This is a genomic window from Massilia aerilata, assembly GCF_042656905.1.
GTDB classification, from domain to species: domain Bacteria; phylum Pseudomonadota; class Gammaproteobacteria; order Burkholderiales; family Burkholderiaceae_D; genus Telluria; species Telluria aerilata.
In genome coordinates, this window is sequence record NZ_JBHSMZ010000007.1 from 25,539 (window position 1) to 41,603 (window position 16,065).

The 16,065-nt window shown below is 66.4% G+C and carries 15 protein-coding genes; 4 read left to right on the forward strand and 11 right to left on the reverse strand.

The annotated features are described in order from the left end of the window. The first annotated feature begins 3 nt into the window (after positions 1–3). The 3 genes from gspE to ACFPO9_RS12290 are packed head-to-tail and all read left to right on the forward strand — an operon-like array spanning position 4 to position 3,382. Positions 4–1,431 carry a type II secretion system ATPase GspE gene (gene gspE, locus ACFPO9_RS12280; protein WP_379771106.1) on the forward strand — a complete coding sequence of 476 codons (1,428 nt, stop codon included), beginning with the start codon at positions 4–6 and terminating at the stop codon, positions 1,429–1,431. Beyond that, positions 1,431–2,651: a type II secretion system inner membrane protein GspF gene (gspF, locus tag ACFPO9_RS12285; RefSeq protein WP_379771108.1), complete on the forward strand. Its 1,221-nt coding sequence runs from the start codon at positions 1,431–1,433 to the stop codon at positions 2,649–2,651. Before gspE ends, gspF begins: the two co-directional genes overlap by 1 nt. Positions 2,652–2,662: 11 nt before the next feature. Beyond that, on the forward strand, positions 2,663–3,382 hold the full coding sequence (locus ACFPO9_RS12290) for a type II secretion system protein N (protein ID WP_379771111.1): 720 nt from the start codon (positions 2,663–2,665) through the stop codon (positions 3,380–3,382). A gap of 18 nt (positions 3,383–3,400) precedes the next feature. Here the strand turns inward: ACFPO9_RS12290 and ACFPO9_RS12295 are convergent, their stop codons facing one another. From ACFPO9_RS12295 to ACFPO9_RS12345, 11 genes are all read right to left on the reverse strand, one after another. Next, on the reverse strand, positions 3,401–4,132 hold the full coding sequence (locus tag ACFPO9_RS12295) for a helix-turn-helix domain-containing protein (RefSeq protein ID WP_379771113.1): 732 nt from the start codon (positions 4,130–4,132) through the stop codon (positions 3,401–3,403). Positions 4,133–4,165: 33 nt separating this feature from the next. Beyond that, positions 4,166–4,360, reverse strand: coding sequence for a hypothetical protein (locus tag ACFPO9_RS12300; protein ID WP_379771116.1), 195 nt, complete (start codon positions 4,358–4,360; stop codon positions 4,166–4,168). 21 nt (positions 4,361–4,381) lie between these two features. Then, positions 4,382–5,716: an ATP-dependent protease ATPase subunit HslU gene (hslU, locus tag ACFPO9_RS12305; RefSeq protein ID WP_379771232.1), complete on the reverse strand. Its 1,335-nt coding sequence runs from the start codon at positions 5,714–5,716 to the stop codon at positions 4,382–4,384. Positions 5,717–5,739: 23 nt separating this feature from the next. Next, the gene (gene hslV / locus ACFPO9_RS12310; protein ID WP_230025057.1) at positions 5,740–6,273 is read right to left on the reverse strand and encodes an ATP-dependent protease subunit HslV; all 534 of its coding nucleotides are present in this window, start codon (positions 6,271–6,273) and stop codon (positions 5,740–5,742) included. 68 nt (positions 6,274–6,341) lie between these two features. After that, the gene (locus ACFPO9_RS12315; protein ID WP_379771118.1) at positions 6,342–7,709 is read right to left on the reverse strand and encodes an STAS domain-containing protein; all 1,368 of its coding nucleotides are present in this window, start codon (positions 7,707–7,709) and stop codon (positions 6,342–6,344) included. A gap of 180 nt (positions 7,710–7,889) precedes the next feature. Next, the gene (gene dksA / locus ACFPO9_RS12320; protein ID WP_379771120.1) at positions 7,890–8,342 is read right to left on the reverse strand and encodes an RNA polymerase-binding protein DksA; all 453 of its coding nucleotides are present in this window, start codon (positions 8,340–8,342) and stop codon (positions 7,890–7,892) included. Positions 8,343–8,500: 158 nt separating this feature from the next. Continuing rightward, positions 8,501–9,556 carry a CobW family GTP-binding protein gene (locus ACFPO9_RS12325; RefSeq protein WP_379771123.1) on the reverse strand — a complete coding sequence of 352 codons (1,056 nt, stop codon included), beginning with the start codon at positions 9,554–9,556 and terminating at the stop codon, positions 8,501–8,503. A 136-nt stretch (positions 9,557–9,692) separates the two neighbouring features. Beyond that, complete coding sequence (gene xerC / locus ACFPO9_RS12330; RefSeq protein WP_379771125.1) at positions 9,693–10,631, reverse strand: tyrosine recombinase XerC; 939 nt, start codon at positions 10,629–10,631, stop codon at positions 9,693–9,695. A gap of 17 nt (positions 10,632–10,648) precedes the next feature. Beyond that, complete coding sequence (locus ACFPO9_RS12335) at positions 10,649–11,326, reverse strand: DUF484 family protein (protein WP_379771128.1); 678 nt, start codon at positions 11,324–11,326, stop codon at positions 10,649–10,651. Positions 11,327–11,424: 98 nt separating this feature from the next. Continuing rightward, positions 11,425–12,693 (reverse strand): porin, encoded by a 1,269-nt coding sequence (locus tag ACFPO9_RS12340; protein WP_379771130.1) that lies wholly within the window; start codon positions 12,691–12,693, stop codon positions 11,425–11,427. Positions 12,694–12,865: 172 nt separating this feature from the next. Then, positions 12,866–13,930, reverse strand: a complete 1,065-nt coding sequence (locus tag ACFPO9_RS12345; RefSeq protein WP_379771132.1) for a porin — start codon at positions 13,928–13,930, stop codon at positions 12,866–12,868. Positions 13,931–14,384: 454 nt separating this feature from the next. On the opposite strand from ACFPO9_RS12345, the gene ACFPO9_RS12350 reads away from it, so the two are divergent. Continuing rightward, positions 14,385–16,049, forward strand: coding sequence for a tetratricopeptide repeat protein (locus tag ACFPO9_RS12350; protein WP_379771135.1), 1,665 nt, complete (start codon positions 14,385–14,387; stop codon positions 16,047–16,049). The last annotated feature ends 16 nt before the right edge of the window (positions 16,050–16,065 follow it).

Sequence of the window (16,065 nt, forward strand, 5' to 3'; positions counted from 1 at the left end):
ACCATGAATAACCTGTTGCCCTACGCATTTGCACGCGACTACGGCGTGCTGGCGCGTTCCAACGGCGACCCGTCGCAGGCCGTCGAAGTCCTGGTGTCGAACGCAACGAAACCGGCCGCGATCGCGGAAGTCTCGCGCCGCTTCGGGCGCATCGTGCTGCACCGCATGGACCGCGCCGAGCTGGAAGCGGCGATCGCCGCCGCCTACGCGAACGCCGGCGGCGACGCCTCCCAGGTCGCCGACGAGTTCGATGCCGACCTCGATCTCACCAAGCTGCTGCAGGATGTGCCGGCCATCGAAGACCTGCTGGAATCGTCCGACGATGCGCCCGTCATCCGCATGATCAATGCGCTGCTGACGCAGTCGCTGCGCGAAGGTGCCTCCGATATCCACATCGAGCCCTTTGAACAGACCTCGGTGGTGCGCTTCCGCATCGACGGCGCGCTGCGCGACATCGTGCGCCCGCGCAAGGCGATCCACGCTTCGCTCATTTCTCGTATCAAGATCATGAGCCAGCTGGACATCGCCGAAAAACGCCTGCCGCAGGACGGCCGCATCACCCTGCGCGTGGGCGGCAAGCCGGTCGACGTGCGCGTGTCGACCCTGCCGACCGGCCACGGCGAGCGCGCGGTGCTGCGTCTGCTCGACAAGGAAGCGGGCCGCCTCGACCTCAGCCATCTCGGCATGAGCGAAGGCCTGCTGCCGCAGTTCGACAGGATGATCAACCAGCCGCACGGCATCGTGCTGGTGACGGGCCCGACCGGTTCCGGCAAGACCACCACGCTGTACGCCGCGCTGTCGCGCCTGAACGCCTCGACCACCAACATCATGACGGTGGAAGACCCGATCGAATACGACCTGAACGGTGTCGGCCAGACCCAGGTCAATGCCCGCATCGACATGACCTTCGGCAAGGCCCTGCGCGCGATCCTGCGCCAGGACCCGGACGTGATCATGATCGGCGAGATCCGCGACCTGGAAACCGCGCAGATCGCGGTGCAGGCCTCGCTCACCGGCCACCTGGTGCTGGCGACCCTGCACACCAACGATGCGGCCTCGGCCGTGACCCGCCTGCTGGACATGGGCATCGAACCGTTCCTGCTTTCGTCGAGTTTGCTGGGCGTGATGGCGCAGCGCCTGGTGCGCAAGCTGTGCGAGTACTGCAAGCAGCAGGAAGGCCCGGGCCGCTGGCGCGCGGTCGGCTGCGACCGCTGCGGCCATACCGGCTACCACGGCCGGGTCGGTGTCTACGAGCTACTGGAAACGAACGAGCAGATCCGCGCGCAGATCCACAACCAGGTATCGGAAGCCGACATCCGCGACGCCGCCCTGCACTCCGGCATGAAGACCATGCATGACGACGGCGAACGCTGGGTGCGCGAAGGCGTCACTACCGAAGCCGAGCTGCTGCGCGTGACGAAGGCTGCCTGATGCCGGCCTTCCGCTACGAAGCCGTCGACACCGGCGGCGTCACTCGCAAGGGCGTGCTGAACGCCGACAGCCCGCGCGCCGCACGCGCCGACCTGCGCCTGCAGGGCCTGACGCCGCTGGCGGTCGAGGCCATCGCGGCCCAGGTCGACGACAGCGGGACAGCGCGCGCGCGCGGCTTCGGCGAGCGCCTGTCGCAGGTCGAACTCGCGCTGTTCACGCGCCAGCTGGCCAGCCTGCTGGAAGCCGGCCTGCCGCTCGAGCAGGCCTTTACCGCGCTGCTGGAACAGGCCGAGCGCGCCTACATGCGCGACCTGATCGCCTCGATCCGTTCCGAAGTGATGGGCGGCGCGTCCTTCTCCAGCGCACTGTCGCGGCATCCGCGCGACTTTGCCGAGATCTACCGCGCGCTGGTCTCGTCCGGCGAGCAGATCGGCCAGCTGGCGCGCGTGCTGGCGCGCCTGGCCGACTACATCGAGCGCCGCAACGCGCTGGTGTCGCGGGTGCGGCTGGCATTTACCTATCCCGCCATCGTCACCGTGGTCGCGTTCGCGATCGTGATCTTCCTGCTCACCTATGTGGTGCCGCAGATCGTCTCGGTGTTCGCCAACACCAAGCAGAAACTGCCTTTCCTGACCATCATGATGCTCGGCGTGTCGAACTTTACGCGCGCTTATGGCATCTATGTGGGATTGGCCATCGTCGGGGCCTGGATCATGTGGCGCCGCGCGCTGCGCAATCCCGCGCTCAAGCTGCGCTGGCATGCCTGGCTGCTCGACGCCCCGGTCTACGGCCGCTTCGAGCGCAGCCTGAACACGGCGCGCTTCGCCAGCACGCTGGCGATCACCACCGGTTCCGGCGTGCCGATTTTGCGCGCGCTCGAAACCAGCCGCGACACGCTGTCGAACGTGGCCATGAAAGGCCTGGTCGAAGACGCGACCGCCAGCGTGCGCGAGGGCGTGAGCCTGGCGCGCGCGCTGTCGGTGCAGAAGTATTTTCCGCCGATGCTGGTGCACATGATCCGCGCCGGCGAGATCACCGGCGAGCTGCCGGCCATGCTGGAGCGCGCCGCCGATGCGCAGCAGGCCGACCTCGAGCGCCGTGCGCTGACCATCGCCGGCCTGCTCGAGCCGGTGCTGATCCTGGCCATGGGCCTGGTCGTGCTGCTGATCGTGCTGGCGGTGCTGATGCCGATTATTGAAATCAACCAGTTGGTGCGCTGACAAGGAACCAGATGAACAAGCGTTTGCCCCTTCTTTTGAGCCTGTTGGGCGTGATTCTGCTGGCCGCGTCGCTCGCGTACTGGATCCTGCAGCTGTACCAGCCGCCGCAGCGTCCGATCGCCGCGGTGCCGCACACCAGCCTGCCGGACCCCAGCATCGATGCCGCCGCGACCCTGTTCGGCGGCCAGGTCGCCACGGCCAGCGCCGCCAATTACCAGCTGACCGGCATCGTCTCGGCCGGACGCGAAAGCGTGGCCATCATCGTGGCCGAGGGCTCACCGCCGAAGGCGCTGGTGGTGGGCAAGGAACTGGTGCCGGGCATTACCCTGGCCGAGGTGCATGCGCGCTATGTGATGCTGTCCGATGGCGGCGTCATGAAGCGGCTCGACCTGGCGGCGGACACCAAGCCGGCGGCGGCGATGGGTGGCGCAGCCGTGCCTCCGGGAGCGGCCGCGGCCGCGATGCCGGCCACGCTTGCTCCGGGCGCGACGGTGCCGGAGCCGCCGATGTCGCCGGGTCCGGTGCCGCAGCAGCAGCCGCAGAACCAGGAATTCGCCAGCCCGGGCGACGTCGGCCAGCACGACGCACCGCCACCGGCCAACCCGAACAGCGCACCGGCCAACCTCAACAATCCAAACGCGAACAACCAGGCGCCGACGCCGGTGCAGATGCCGCCGCCGACCCGTCCGGCCGGCAGCCCGGTCAGCGGCGCATCGCCAAACACCCAATAAGCTTTACTTCTGTAGCGTTTAACGGCGCAAGGCCGTGAACGCCGAAAACTCCCACGAGCGGAACCCCACCAGCAGGGTGAAGCCGTCGCGATCGTTCGGCGCCAGGCGGCGGTCGTTGCGGTGCAGCCGGGCCAGTTCGCCGGCCAGCTGATGGATCTTTTCCGTGAGTTCGCCGGCACTGGCCAGCGACAGGCGCGCAGGCAGGCACATCAGCGCCTCGCCGGGGCCGTCGAAGCGGCCGTCGAAATAATCCCCCACCACATGCTCGCGGAAATAGCGCTGCACCGGACCATCCGGCAGCCAGCGGAAGGCGTTCGACACCCGCAGGCTGTAGCGGTTCAGGGGTTTCAGTTCGATCAGGCCAAGCCGGTCCAGTTCGGCCATCAGGCCGATGCATTCGGGTTCGGTCAGGCGGTAGGTTTCGGTGATCTGTTCCAGGCTCCAGTGCCCGAGACAGCAGATCGCCATCAGCAGCAGGTGCGGCTTGGCGATCAGCGAGGTTTCCTGGGTGAGGGTGAGGGTGTCGGTCTGGGGCCGGGCGTCGGCCGCGCGGCGCAGCACGTCTTCCAGCGCAATGCCGGCCGCCTGGCAGATCTGGGCCAGGCGTGACAAGGTCATGTCCTTCTGGCCGAACATGCGCTTGATGCTCGACTCGCTCATTGCAATGCGGTCGGCCAGCATCTTGTAGGTGATGCCGGCGGCGCGCAGTTCGGCGCGCAGGACATCCAGGACCATGTCAGGGGAGCTCATGGGTTCTGACTGTACAGAAGAAGGGCCCGCCTGTCACTCCTCGTCGGGCGTCAGCTTGAGCTTCTTGAGCGCGCGCTTGGCGGCCTGCCGTTCGCTGGCCACCGGCTTCGCATGCGAGCCGGCCGCGCGCTGCTTGGCGAAGCCGGCGAACGGGTTGCGCGGCTTGAGCGGCGCCGGTTCGACGCGCAGCATCATCCTCTGCCGGGTTGCAAGCGCCTTGTTCGCCATCTTCGCCTCCTCCTTGCTTAGTTACAGTACATAACGCGACAGGTCTTCGTTGACCGCCAGCGCATCCAGCCGCTCGTTGACGTAGGCGGCGTCGATGACCAGGGTCTGGCCCGACTTCTCGGTGGCCGAGTACGAGATCTCCTCGAGCAGCTTTTCCATCACCGTGTACAGGCGGCGCGCGCCGATGTTCTCGGTGCGCTCGTTGACGGAATAAGCGATTTCCGCCAGGCGATGGATGCCTTCCGGCGCGAATTCCAGCTTCACGCCCTCGGTTTCCAGCAGGGCCTCGTACTGCTTGGTGAGGCTGGCGTCGGTCGAGGTCAGGATGCTCTTGAAGTCTTCCACCGACAGCGCTTCCAGTTCGACGCGGATCGGGAAGCGGCCTTGCAGCTCCGGGATCAGGTCCGAAGGCTTGGACAAGTGGAACGCGCCCGAGGCGATGAACAGGATGTGGTCGGTCTTGATCATGCCGTATTTGGTGTTGACGGTGGTGCCCTCGACCAGCGGCAGCAGGTCGCGCTGCACGCCGGCGCGCGAGACATCGGCCCCGCCATGCTCGGAGCGCGAAGCGATCTTGTCGACCTCGTCCAGGAACACGATGCCGTTCTGCTCGACGTTCTGGATCGCCTTCTGCTTCATCTCGTCTTCGTTGACGAGCTTGGCGGCCTCCTCGTCGATCAGGATCTTCATCGCATCCTTGACCTTCAGCTTGCGCGGCTTCTTGCGGGCTGTGCCGACGCCGGCGAACATCGACTTGATCTGCTCCGTCATTTCTTCCATGCCCGGCGGTGCCATGATGTCGACCTGGGGCGCGGCGTCGGCCACCTCGATCTCGACTTCCTTGTCGTCGAGGGCGCCTTCGCGCAGACGCTTGCGGAAGGTCTGGCGGGTGGTGTCGCTGTCCTTCGCATCGGCGCTGGCGGTGTTGAAGCCGAAGTCGCGCGCCGGCGGCACCAGGATGTCGATCACGCGGTCTTCCGCCGCGTCCTCGGCGCGCTGGCGGTTCTTCTTCATCTCGCTGGCGCGGGTCTGCTTGACGCCGATGTCGATCAGGTCGCGGATGATGGTGTCGACGTCGCGGCCGACATAGCCGACCTCGGTGAATTTGGTCGCCTCGACCTTGATGAAGGGCGCATCGGCCAGCTTGGCCAGGCGGCGCGCGATCTCGGTCTTGCCGACGCCGGTCGGTCCGATCATGAGGATGTTCTTCGGCGTGATCTCGTGGCGCAGGGATTCTTCCACCTGCTGGCGGCGCCAGCGGTTGCGCAGGGCGATCGCCACCGCGCGCTTGGCCTTGCCCTGGCCGACCACGTGCTTGTCGAGTTCCGACACGATTTCGGACGGGGTCATGCTCATGTGGGTGTTCAGGTGATTGTTCATTACAGCGTCTCGACGATGTGGGACATGTTCGTATAGATGCACAGCTCGCCGGCGATGGTGAGCGCCTTCTTGACGACCTCAGCCGGGGCCAAATCGGTATTTTCCTGCAGCGCCTTGGCGGCCGACTGCGCATACACGCCGCCCGAGCCGATCGCGCCGATGCCGTCCTCGGGTTCGAGCACGTCGCCGTTGCCGGTGATGATCAGGGTTTTCTCGCGGTCGGCCACCAGCAGCATCGCTTCCAGGCGGCGCAGCACGCGGTCGGTGCGCCAGTCCTTGGCCAGTTCGACCGAGGCGCGCAGCAGGTTGCCCTGGTGCTTTTCCAGCTTGGCTTCGAAGCGGTCGAGCAGGGTGAAGGCGTCGGCGGTGCCGCCGGCGAAGCCGCACAGCACTTTGCCCTGGTACAGCTTGCGTACTTTGCGGGCCGAGCCCTTCATGACGACATTGCCCAGGGTGACCTGGCCGTCGCCGCCAAGCGCGACCTGTTCGCCGCGCCGCACGCTCAGAATGGTCGTGCCGTGAAATTGTTCCATAGTTGCCTCGTGGTTTGATTGCCCACCGAACGTGGGGACCATTCACCATATTGCAAGAAGGTGGCTGCTCAGTACTTGTGTGCGTACAGACGCGCGTGCTCGCCCACGCCCAGCAGGCGCAGCAGGGCAGCCACGAGGTGGTTCAGGTCGCGCAGCTCGATGCTGCGCTTTTCGGCGCCGTCGCCTTCGCCCTGCTTGTCGGCCAGCTGGCGCAGGCGCGCGCCGAGGGCGTTTGCCGCCGTGTAGTCGATGCGCGCCAGGCGCGAGCAGTCGAGCACCAGGGATGCGTGCTGGCCGGCATAGACCGAGATCGCGTCCAGCAGGGCCGTGCCCGCGCCTTCGATGATGCCCGGCAGCAGGAAGCGGTCGCCGGTGACCGTATTCGGGCTGCTGGCGCCGACGCTGACGGCGGCCCGCGCCGGCGCCTCGAACGAGGGCGGCGAGACCTCGAAGGTGACGCAATAATCCATCGCGGTCTCCTCGAAATCCTTTTCGCGGTTCATCAGGAGCAGCAGCTCGAGCAGCAGCAGCCAGGGCGCTTCGCCGGCGCCGCGGTCGCCGATCGCCAGCATCGGGCGCAGCACGGCAATCAGCTGGTCGGCGCCGGCCACGACCAGCTCGCGGCCGGCGCGGCGCAGGGTTTGCAATGCCTGCAGCAGGACCGCGCAGCCTGCCGGCGTGGCCGAGGCGATGGTGCTGAACTCCAGCCGCACCAGCGGCATGCTTGAGGCCAGCACGCGCGCCAGCTGGGCGCCGGCGGTGGCGTCGAGCTGGCCCGACAGGGTGGCGGTCGGAGTCACGCCGGCAAAAGGCTGCCCCGCCGCCTGCGCAGCCCTTCCCGCGGACGGCGCGAAGGCCGGCGAATAGGCGGGCGGCGAGGTCTCGAAATGGCTGGCGTAGTCGATCGCGATGCTCTCGAATTCCGGCTCGCGGCCGCCGGCCTGGTAGAGGTCGAACAGCATCCACCAGGGCTGGCGCTCGTTGCGGCAGGCGCCGACCAGGCAGGCGCGCAGGGCCGCTTCTGCGGCCTCGAACTGGCCGTTGGCATACAGGATGGCGGCTTCCTCGACCGCCGGCGCACTGGACGGCGCGATGGCGGCATCCGGCATGCCTTCCTCGACCAAAAGGTCGGCCGTGTTCAGGTCGAGCAGGGGCGCGCTGGGGGCGCCGGCCGCCACCGCCGGGGCGCGCCGGTTGCCGGCCCAGGCATGGTCGTCGAAGATGTCGTTGGCCATCTCCAGTTCGATCTCGTCGATCTTGGCGGCGGTAGCGCGCGCGATCTCGCGCTGGCGCTCGCGTTCGGATTCGGTGTCGAGCGGCATGCGGGTGGTGGGGGCGAACACGCTGGCGGGATTGGCCAGCTCGGGACGCGGGCGCGCGCCGGCCCGCGCCTCGGGCGCTTCGTTCTTTTTCTTGAGGAAGGAAAAGAGTCCCACGTCGGTCCTTGTACCCGTTTTCACCGGTCGAGACAGTAGCACGGCGGCCCGTGATGCGTGGTGCGCACGCCTGAGCTGCGTCAAGTCGACGCTAGTGTATCCCACGGGAAATATCTTTGGCGCCCAAATAAAAAAAGCATGCGGAGTACGCATGCTTTTTTCGGGTCAGCCTGTCACGGTTCAATCACCGTAGAGCTTCTGCTTCAGTTCGCGGCGCTGCTGCGCTTCCAGCGACAGCGTCGCGGTCGGGCGGGCGATCAGGCGCGCCACGCCGATCGGCTCGCCGGTCTCGTCGCACCAGCCGTATTCGCCGGATTCGATGGCCGCCAGCGACTGCTGCACCTTCTTGAGCAGCTTGCGTTCGCGGTCGCGGGTACGCAGCTCGAGCGCATGCTCTTCCTCGATCGTGGCGCGGTCGGCCGGGTCCGGCACCAGCACCGTTTCACGCAGGTGCTCGGTGGTCTCGCCCGCATTTTTCAGCAACTCTTTTTCGAGCTCCTGCAGGCGGTTCTTGAAGAACGCCAGCTGGGCCGGGTTCATGTAGTCGTCGTCGCCCATCGCCCGAATCTCTTCTTCCGTCAGGAGGCGGTCTTCGGGCTGCGCCACGGTATTCGGTTTCGTTGTTTTAGTCATGACTTCACTACCTTTGATACGACAGAGTTTCCATTTTATCAGCTTACTCAGCGGTTACTTCTGTTGCTTCGTGCGCGCTGGTTCGCTGCCGTAAAGGCGGGTTTGGACACCCCGCCGTGTTCAGTCGTTCAACTACCGGCTTGCAGAACCGGAGTAGTTTATACCAAACATTGTTCCAATCCTCGGATAAAGACATCTTTCGGTAAATTTTTACCAATAAACACCATTTTGCTGCCGCGGATCTCCTGATCGCCCCACTTTGCACCCAGGTCGCTGCCCATGATTTGATGCACGCCTTGGAATACGACCTTGCGGTCGGCGCCTGCCATCAAGAGTACGCCTTTGTAGCGCAACATGTTGGGGCCAAACACTTGCACCATGCTGCCGAGGAACTGGTCGAGGCGTTCCGGATCGAAAGCGCGCTCGCTCTTGAAGACGAAGGCGGCGATATCGTCGCTGTGGTGGCCGTGATGGTGGTCATGGCTGTGGTCGCACGCCTCGGTGTGCACGTGATCATGGTCGTGATCGTGATCGTGGCCATGCTCGTCGGCTTCGTCGGCGGTGAGGAAGGCCGGGTCGAGCTCCAGCTTGTCGTTCAAATTAAAACCGCGCAGGTCGAGCACCTCCTGGATCGGCGCGCGGCCGAAGTCCGAGGTGCTGATCGGCGCACGCGGGTTGATGCGGCGGATGCGCGCCTTCAGTTCCTCGAGCGCGGCGGCATCGACCAGGTCGGTTTTCGACAGCAGGATCTTGTCCGCGAAGCCGACCTGGCGCTGGGCTTCCTCGTGGCGGTCCAGCTGGTCCATGGCATGGCGGGCGTCGACCACGGTCACCACGGCGTCGAGCAGGTAGTGAGCGCCTACTTCCTCGTCGACGAAGAAAGTTTGCGCCACCGGGCCCGGATTCGCCAAGCCGGTGGTTTCGATGACGACGCGGTCGAAGCGCAGCTCGCCGGCGTCGCGCCTGGCAGCCAGCTTGCCCAGCGCCACGATCAGGTCTCCGCGCACGGTGCAGCAGATGCAGCCATTGTTCATCTCGACGATCTGCTCGCCCGAGTCCTGCACCAGGATTTCGTTGTCGATGTTTTCCTGGCCGAACTCGTTCTCGATGACGGCGATGCGCAGGCCGTGGTTTTCCTGCAGGATGCGGTTGAGGAGCGTGGTTTTACCGGCGCCGAGGAAGCCGGTCAGGATGGTGCTGGGGATCAATTCCATATTTCGCTATCCGATTTAAATAGGCCGTCCGGCGGCCGAGAATCGGGGGATTATGCCGGAATTTGTGGAATGTCACCACCGACCACGGTCTTGTGCCGTGGCGTTCGTTTGATCCAGTCCTGAGTACTTGAATTCCTTATTTCAGCTTGGCGCGTGGATGGGCCTTGTCGTAGACCGCCGCCAGGTGCTGGAAGTCGAGCGAGGTATAGATCTGGGTCGAGGTGATGCTGGCGTGGCCCAGCAGTTCCTGCACCGCGCGCAGGTCGCCCGAGGATTGCAGCAGATGCGAGGCGAAGGAGTGGCGCAGCACGTGCGGATGCACATGGACCGGCAGGCCGGCCTTGATCGCATGGTTCTTCAGGCGGTGCTGGACCACGCGCGGGCTGACGCGGGCGCCGCGCGCGGACAGGAACAGGGCATTGCTGCCGTCGGCGGCGGGCGGACGCACCGCCAGCCAGGCCGCGATCGCCTCGCGTGCCGGGCCGCCGACCGGCACCCTCCGCATTTTATTGCCCTTGCCGGTGACCACGACTTCCTGGGCTTCCAGTTCCAGCCAGCCCAGCGAGGCGGGGGCACCATCCCTGGCGGGCGTGAAGGCGACATCCAGGCCGGCCAGTTCCGACACCCGCAGGCCGCTGGAATACAGGAGCTCGAACATCGCGCGTTCGCACAGCTCGGCCGGCTCGGGATGGCCGTGCCGGTTGGCGTCCATCAGGCGCACGGCCTCGTCGACGGGCAAGGCTTTCGGCAGGCGCTTGGCGCGGCGCGGCGCACGCACGCCGTCGACCGGATTGGCCGGAAGCAGAGTGTGGCGCGCCAGCCAGTTGAAGAAGCCGCGCCAGCCGGACAGCTTGCGCGCGATCGAGGTCGGGCTCTGGCCGCCGGCATGCAGCTTGGCGGTGAAGCGGCGGATCTCGAAGTGGGTCAGCCCGGTCCAGTCGGTGTGGCCGGCCAGGTGGGCGAGTTCCTTGAGATCGCGCGCGTAGGCGGCGATGGTGTGGCCGGAGAGCTTGCGCTGGGTGCGCAGCTCTTCCAGGTAGCGGCCGGTCCAGTCGTCGGCGGCCGGGATGTCCATGGCGGGCTCGCCTGGCCTCAGGCGGCGCGCAGGGGGAGCAGCGCGGCGCTGGCGGTTTCGCCGATGTGGACCAGGAAGTCGGTCCCCATGCTGGCGCTGAAGCGCTCCGGATCCGGCGAGCCGAGCACCAGCAGGCCGAAGGCCGCGCCGGCCGCACGCAGCGGCACCAGCACCGTCGAGCGCACCCCGGCGGCATCCTCGAGCCAGCGCACGGCTTCGAAATCACGGTTCGGACCGCAGTAGGGCGCGCGCAGGCTGTTGGCGAACAGGCGTACGTCGTCGGAAACGTCGCTCGCATACCACTCGGACGCGTGCTCCGGCGCCAGGCTCCACAGGCGCAGCGTGGCCTGCGGCACCATGAAGTGCTGGATCAGGCCATCGACCACGGCGCGCGGCATCGCGGCAGGCGCTTCGTCGGGCGCGCCGGCTTCCAGCAGCTGGCGGGTCCAGCCATGGAAGCGGTTGGCGATCGCCGCGTTTTCCTCGGCATGGCGCATCAGCTCGGCCATGCGCAGCTCGAGCGCCTTGTACTTGTCACGCATCACTTCCATCTGCCGCTCCTGCAGCGAGACGGCGCGGCCGGTCAAGGGGCTCGACAGTTTTACTTCGCCCAGCAGGCCGGCATATTCTTCAAAAAACTGCGGATGATCGGCCAGGTATTGGGCGATGGCAGCGGAATCCAGTGTTGCGGTCATTGCATGGTCTTGCAAAATAGGTAGACCGCTAATTTTACCTGACTGCAACCGCCATCAGCAGATAATCATGCGATTCCACCGCCACCGTGGCGCCAAGCTCAGAAGCGGTGCCTTACCCCCAGCTGGAAGGCGCGTCCATCCTCGCCCGGGGTCTTGGTGAAACCGCCGGGGACGCCCGCCGACGCCGGGCTGTACTGGGCTTCGTTGTCGTTCTTGATGAAGGCGGCGACGGCGTAGATGTCGGTACGCTTCGACAGGAAGTAGTTGTAGCCGAGCGCGAACAGGGTGGCGTCGCTGTTGGACGGCGTGCGGTCGTTCTGGCGCGCGACCGAGGCCAGGAAGCGGTTGGGGCCGACGCGGTACTGCACGCCGGCCTGGACGCTGACCGCATCCTGCCGGGTGTTGGCGGCAATATTGTTGACGAACACCGCGCGCAGGACGGCGGCGGTGGCCGGACCCAGCGGCGCCAGCTGTGGCGCGATCAGGGCATCCCAGCCGGCGACATAGGTAGGCAGCAGCGTCGAATGCTGGTTGCGCTGGTCGTGCCAGCCGGCGAAGAATTTCCAGTCGTTCCAGGTATAGGAACCGCCGGCCGTGGTCGTGCGCAGGCTCGGCGCGCCGGACGGATCGTAGCCATGGTTGTGGCCGATGCCGACGTCCCAGCCGCGCGCTTTATAGGTGATGGCCGCGCCCCAGAATTTGTTGTACAGGCCATAGTAGCCCGAGCCGCGGCCGGCGATCATCAGCGAGCCGCCGAGCCCGGAGGGCAGGGCGAACCGGTACTGCAGCGCGCGCTGGGAACGGATGTCGGCGCCCAGCGCCTGGAAGCCGGCGGTGCCGCCGGTCACGCTGCCCCAGGTGCCGCCGGTCCCGACCTCGAAGGTGTCGGCCGCCGCGAATACTTCGTAGCCCGGCGTGTACATGCGTCCCAGCAGCACCGCGCCCACCGGGGTGACCAGGCCGACCATGGAAGTGCGGTCGAACAGGGCGTTCTCCGGATTGACGGCCGGGCCGCCGCGCTGCTGCAGCGCGCCGCGCACGGCCGCCAGCAGGTTGGGTGGCAGGGCCTCCATGCCGCGCGTCAGGTAGAAGCCCTGGTTCTCGTTGAGCAGGATGGGCTGTTGCCTGCCCGTGTCGAGCTCGATGCGCGCCTCCAGGTTGAAGATGGCCTTCATGCCCCGGCCGAGATCTTCGCTGCCCTTGAAGCCGAGGCGCGAGCCGTCTTCGCCGCCGCTGATGAGCTTGGGCGAGGAGCCGCGCTGCCACATCAGGCCGGCGTCGGCGATGCCGTAGAGCTGAACGCTGGACTGGGCCAGCACGAAAGTCGGAAAACAGGCGGCGAGCGCGCCCAGCACGATCTTCTTCATTGCACCTCCCACTGATGACATTCGGATGCCCATCAATTCGCGCGGGTTGGTATTGCTCAGCCGCGTAAGCGTTGCGCGAATCGCACAAGGCCTGGATGCAACAAGGGCGGACCTGGTTGCCCAGGTCCGCCCTTGCGGACTTCCAGCTGAAGGGGGCGAACCCCCAGGCAGCTTAGAACGAGTGGTTCACGCCCACGTCGTAGTGGTTGACAGTCGGGACGCCAGCCAGGTTGCCGGTGGTGGCGTTGACGATGTCCTTCTTGCGCGATGCGTCGACGTACAGGTAGGTACGCTTCGACAGGTTGTACTCATAGCCCAGCGAGAACTGCTTGGTCGAAGCAGTGTTGTCGATGTGCTTGCGGCCATAGCCAGCCAGGACCTTGCCTGGGCCGACAGCGTAGGTTGCGCCCAGCACCCAGCCCTTGGTCTTCGGACGCAGGGTGTTGGTGTGGCCCTGGTCTTGACGGGTGTAGGTGCCCATCAGTTTCAGTTCCGGGGTGGCAGCCAGCGAACCGGCGATCGACCAGACTTTGCTTTCGACGGCGTTACGCTCGTAGGCAACCATCGCAGCGGCCGGGCCGTTGTTGTAGGTGCCGGCGACCGAGAACGGGTTCACGGTGGCTTCCGAGTTGGCAGCGTACGAAGCTGCGCCTGCGCCGATACCGGCCAGCGCGCCGCCGGTCGATTCCTTGCTTGCCCAGGCAGCGTTCACCTGGAAGCCGCTGGCGACCGGCGAGTTGTAGAAGATCGCGTTCGAGAAACGGTTGTTGCTCGGCGAGCCGCCGCTGGTGTTGGTGTCCAGCGGCGTCGAGTTGTAGCCAGCGACCGAGATGTCGGTATAGAAACCGGCCGGGGTCGGCAGGCCGTGCCACGGTTCGAACGAACCGACGACTTCCTGGAACGGGGTCAGGCCACGGCCCAGGCGGACCATACCGAAATCACCCTGCAGGCCGACGCGGCTCTGGCCCTGGAACAGCGGACGGCCGTTGTTCTCGGTGGTGCCGGTGTCCGGCTCGTAACGCATTTCGATCTGGAACAGTGCTTTCAGACCGTTGCCCAGGTCTTCGGTACCCTTGAAGCCCAGGGTGTTCGAGGCGCGCTTGCCGATGGCCAGGGTCTGGTCGGTACGCTTGACCAGGCCGGCGTCGATGTTACCGTAGATCTGCACGGCGGTTTGCGCTTGCGCCACACCGGCGAATGCGCCCAGCAGAGCGACTGCCAAGAGTGATTTTTTCATCTATTTGTATCCTTATAAAGTGAAACGCAGGAATCCAGAGAGCATTGAGACTTTTTATTGTTGCTGAACACTCGGATGTGTGAACCTTAATTGCTCAATGCGTCAAGGTTGTCGGATTAGTCAATTATGACGGCTTCAATTGGTGGAAAGCCAATAAATCCAATCGTGCTGTTGTATTTTCGAAACGGCTGAGGCCGTTCAGCATGGAAACCTTAAGCATTGATTAAGTTTCCCTACGTCATCATACCAGTCCTGCCCGACCGATAAGATTTGTGCAGCCTCAAATGCACATGGAATCGCAAACGAATCGCCCCTGAGCCGGCTATAGACTCTGGCCAATCCGACAAGTACATGCTGCAGCCGGCGATCTGGCGGCCTGATCCATCACCTGCCTGGCGTGATTTGCATGTATCTGCGCGCATCTGCGGCAGTGTCTCACTACCGAAAAAGAACGATGGCAAACCGTGAAGAGTTAGCAATCATCCGTGGCGCGCGCGCCGGGCGGACCGAGTCCCAGCTGGCGCTGGGCCGGCTCTACCTGTTCGGCAGCGCCGGCCTGCCCAAGAGCCTGCCCACGGCCCTGCACTGGCTGGATCGCGCCGCGCGCCAGGGCTGCGCCGAGGCCTGGCAGCTGATCGGCAACCACATACCCCTCGACCTGGCCCGCCAGAGCCCGCAGCCCGTTACCTGCTGGTACGAGCGCGCCTACGACGGCGGGCTGGCGCGGGCCGGCCTCGTGTATGCGCAACTGGTGCTGGGCGGCGAGCGCGTGCCGGCCGGGCAGCGCGCCAAGGCCTTGCGCGCGCTCGAAGACGCGGCACGCGGCGGCTTTCCCGAAGCGCAGTGGCTGCTGGCGCGTGAACATGGGGCGACGCCGCCGCGTTTCGGCGGCCCGGCAGGCGAAGCGGCGGCCGGGCAAGGGGATGGCCGTATGCCGGATGCCCGCACGCCGGATGCCCGTATGCCGCGCCCCGAACCCCGGCGCCCGGATGAGCCGGGGGCATCGCGCAACGGCGCGCCCGACCGCGCCGGCCAGCGCTGGCTGCGCAGCGCCGCCGACAGCGGCGTGACGCCGGCCCAGTTCGCCTTGCTGGAGCAGGAGTGGAACGCCGGCCAGCACCAGGCCTACCTCGAACGCGCGCTGCCGCTGGCGCGCGCCCTGGCCCGCTCCGAAGTGGCGCAGGACGGGGCCTGCGCGCGCCTGGCGCCGGATGAGGTCACCCTGCTGTCGCGCTGCGCCCGGCTGGTGGACGAGGGGATGGCTGTCCACGACGTCGCGCCCGACGAACTGCACGCGTTCTGGGAACTGGCCGCCGCCGAGCAGGACCGTCATGCCCAGTTCGCCCTGGGCCTGTGCTGCGCCCGCATGCGCGTCGACGGCCGCCGCATTCCCGGCGACAACGCCGGCAACGGCGGCGCCGCCAACTTCAAGAAAGCAGTGCGCTGGCTGCAGCAGGCCGGCGAGCAGGGCCTGGCCGAAGCCTGGTACGCGCTGTCGCGCATCTATGTGAAGCCGGAGTTTTCCCAAAGGAATGTGGTCGAGGCCCAGAAATACCTCGAGCGCGCCGCCGAGATGGGTTACCGGGACGCCCGGCTGGAATGCGGCAACGCCGCCTGGCGCGCGCGCCGCGAGAACGAGGGCAATGACGTGCGCGCCGTGTTCTGGCTGCAGAAGGCGGCAGCCCAGGGCTGCGCCAAGGCGGCGGCGATGCTGCGCAAGATCGCGCCGCGCGAGGCCGGCGCCTGGCGCGAGCTGGGCGCGCTGCCCGGGCGCGACATGTCGGAGTACCCCTTGCTGGCGGCGCGGATCGAGCTGGCGCTGGCGTTCGGCCTGAGCCGCGCGGAGGCCCTGCTGCTGGACGTCAGGCATGCGGACCGCGGGCACTGCCTGGTGGTCGATATCCGCGCCAGCTACGGCCGCAGCCGGCGCCGCCTGGTGCCGGTCGAAACGGCCCAGGAACGCCAGTTGCTCGATCGCGTGGTGCGCCTGTTCGAGAATGTCGACTGCGGTCCTGGCGGACCGGAAGGGAATTACCGGCAGCGCCTGTACCGGCTGCGGACCTTGCTGCCGGAGTCGGGCGGGCCGGATGCGCCGCTCGACCTGGATTTAGCGGCTTGAGCGCGCTCTTGTCTTG

Bases quoted from the DNA above. Each gene is read 5' to 3' on its own strand.
- gspE (WP_379771106.1), top strand. From the start codon at position 4: ATGAATAACCTGTTGCCCTACGCATTTGCACGCGACTACGGCGTGCTG.
- ACFPO9_RS12300 (WP_379771116.1), bottom strand. From the start codon at position 4,360: ATGGCGAACAAGGCGCTTGCAACCCGGCAGAGGATGATGCTGCGCGTC.
- hslV (WP_230025057.1), bottom strand. From the start codon at position 6,273: ATGGAACAATTTCACGGCACGACCATTCTGAGCGTGCGGCGCGGCGAA.
- gspF (WP_379771108.1), top strand. From the start codon at position 1,431: ATGCCGGCCTTCCGCTACGAAGCCGTCGACACCGGCGGCGTCACTCGC.
- ACFPO9_RS12325 (WP_379771123.1), bottom strand. From the start codon at position 9,556: ATGGAATTGATCCCCAGCACCATCCTGACCGGCTTCCTCGGCGCCGGT.
- ACFPO9_RS12295 (WP_379771113.1), bottom strand. From the start codon at position 4,132: ATGAGCTCCCCTGACATGGTCCTGGATGTCCTGCGCGCCGAACTGCGC.
- xerC (WP_379771125.1), bottom strand. From the start codon at position 10,631: ATGGACATCCCGGCCGCCGACGACTGGACCGGCCGCTACCTGGAAGAG.
- ACFPO9_RS12290 (WP_379771111.1), top strand. From the start codon at position 2,663: ATGAACAAGCGTTTGCCCCTTCTTTTGAGCCTGTTGGGCGTGATTCTG.
- ACFPO9_RS12340 (WP_379771130.1), bottom strand. From the start codon at position 12,693: ATGAAGAAGATCGTGCTGGGCGCGCTCGCCGCCTGTTTTCCGACTTTC.
- ACFPO9_RS12350 (WP_379771135.1), top strand. From the start codon at position 14,385: ATGGCAAACCGTGAAGAGTTAGCAATCATCCGTGGCGCGCGCGCCGGG.
- hslU (WP_379771232.1), bottom strand. From the start codon at position 5,716: ATGAGCATGACCCCGTCCGAAATCGTGTCGGAACTCGACAAGCACGTG.
- ACFPO9_RS12345 (WP_379771132.1), bottom strand. From the start codon at position 13,930: ATGAAAAAATCACTCTTGGCAGTCGCTCTGCTGGGCGCATTCGCCGGT.
- dksA (WP_379771120.1), bottom strand. From the start codon at position 8,342: ATGACTAAAACAACGAAACCGAATACCGTGGCGCAGCCCGAAGACCGC.
- ACFPO9_RS12335 (WP_379771128.1), bottom strand. From the start codon at position 11,326: ATGACCGCAACACTGGATTCCGCTGCCATCGCCCAATACCTGGCCGAT.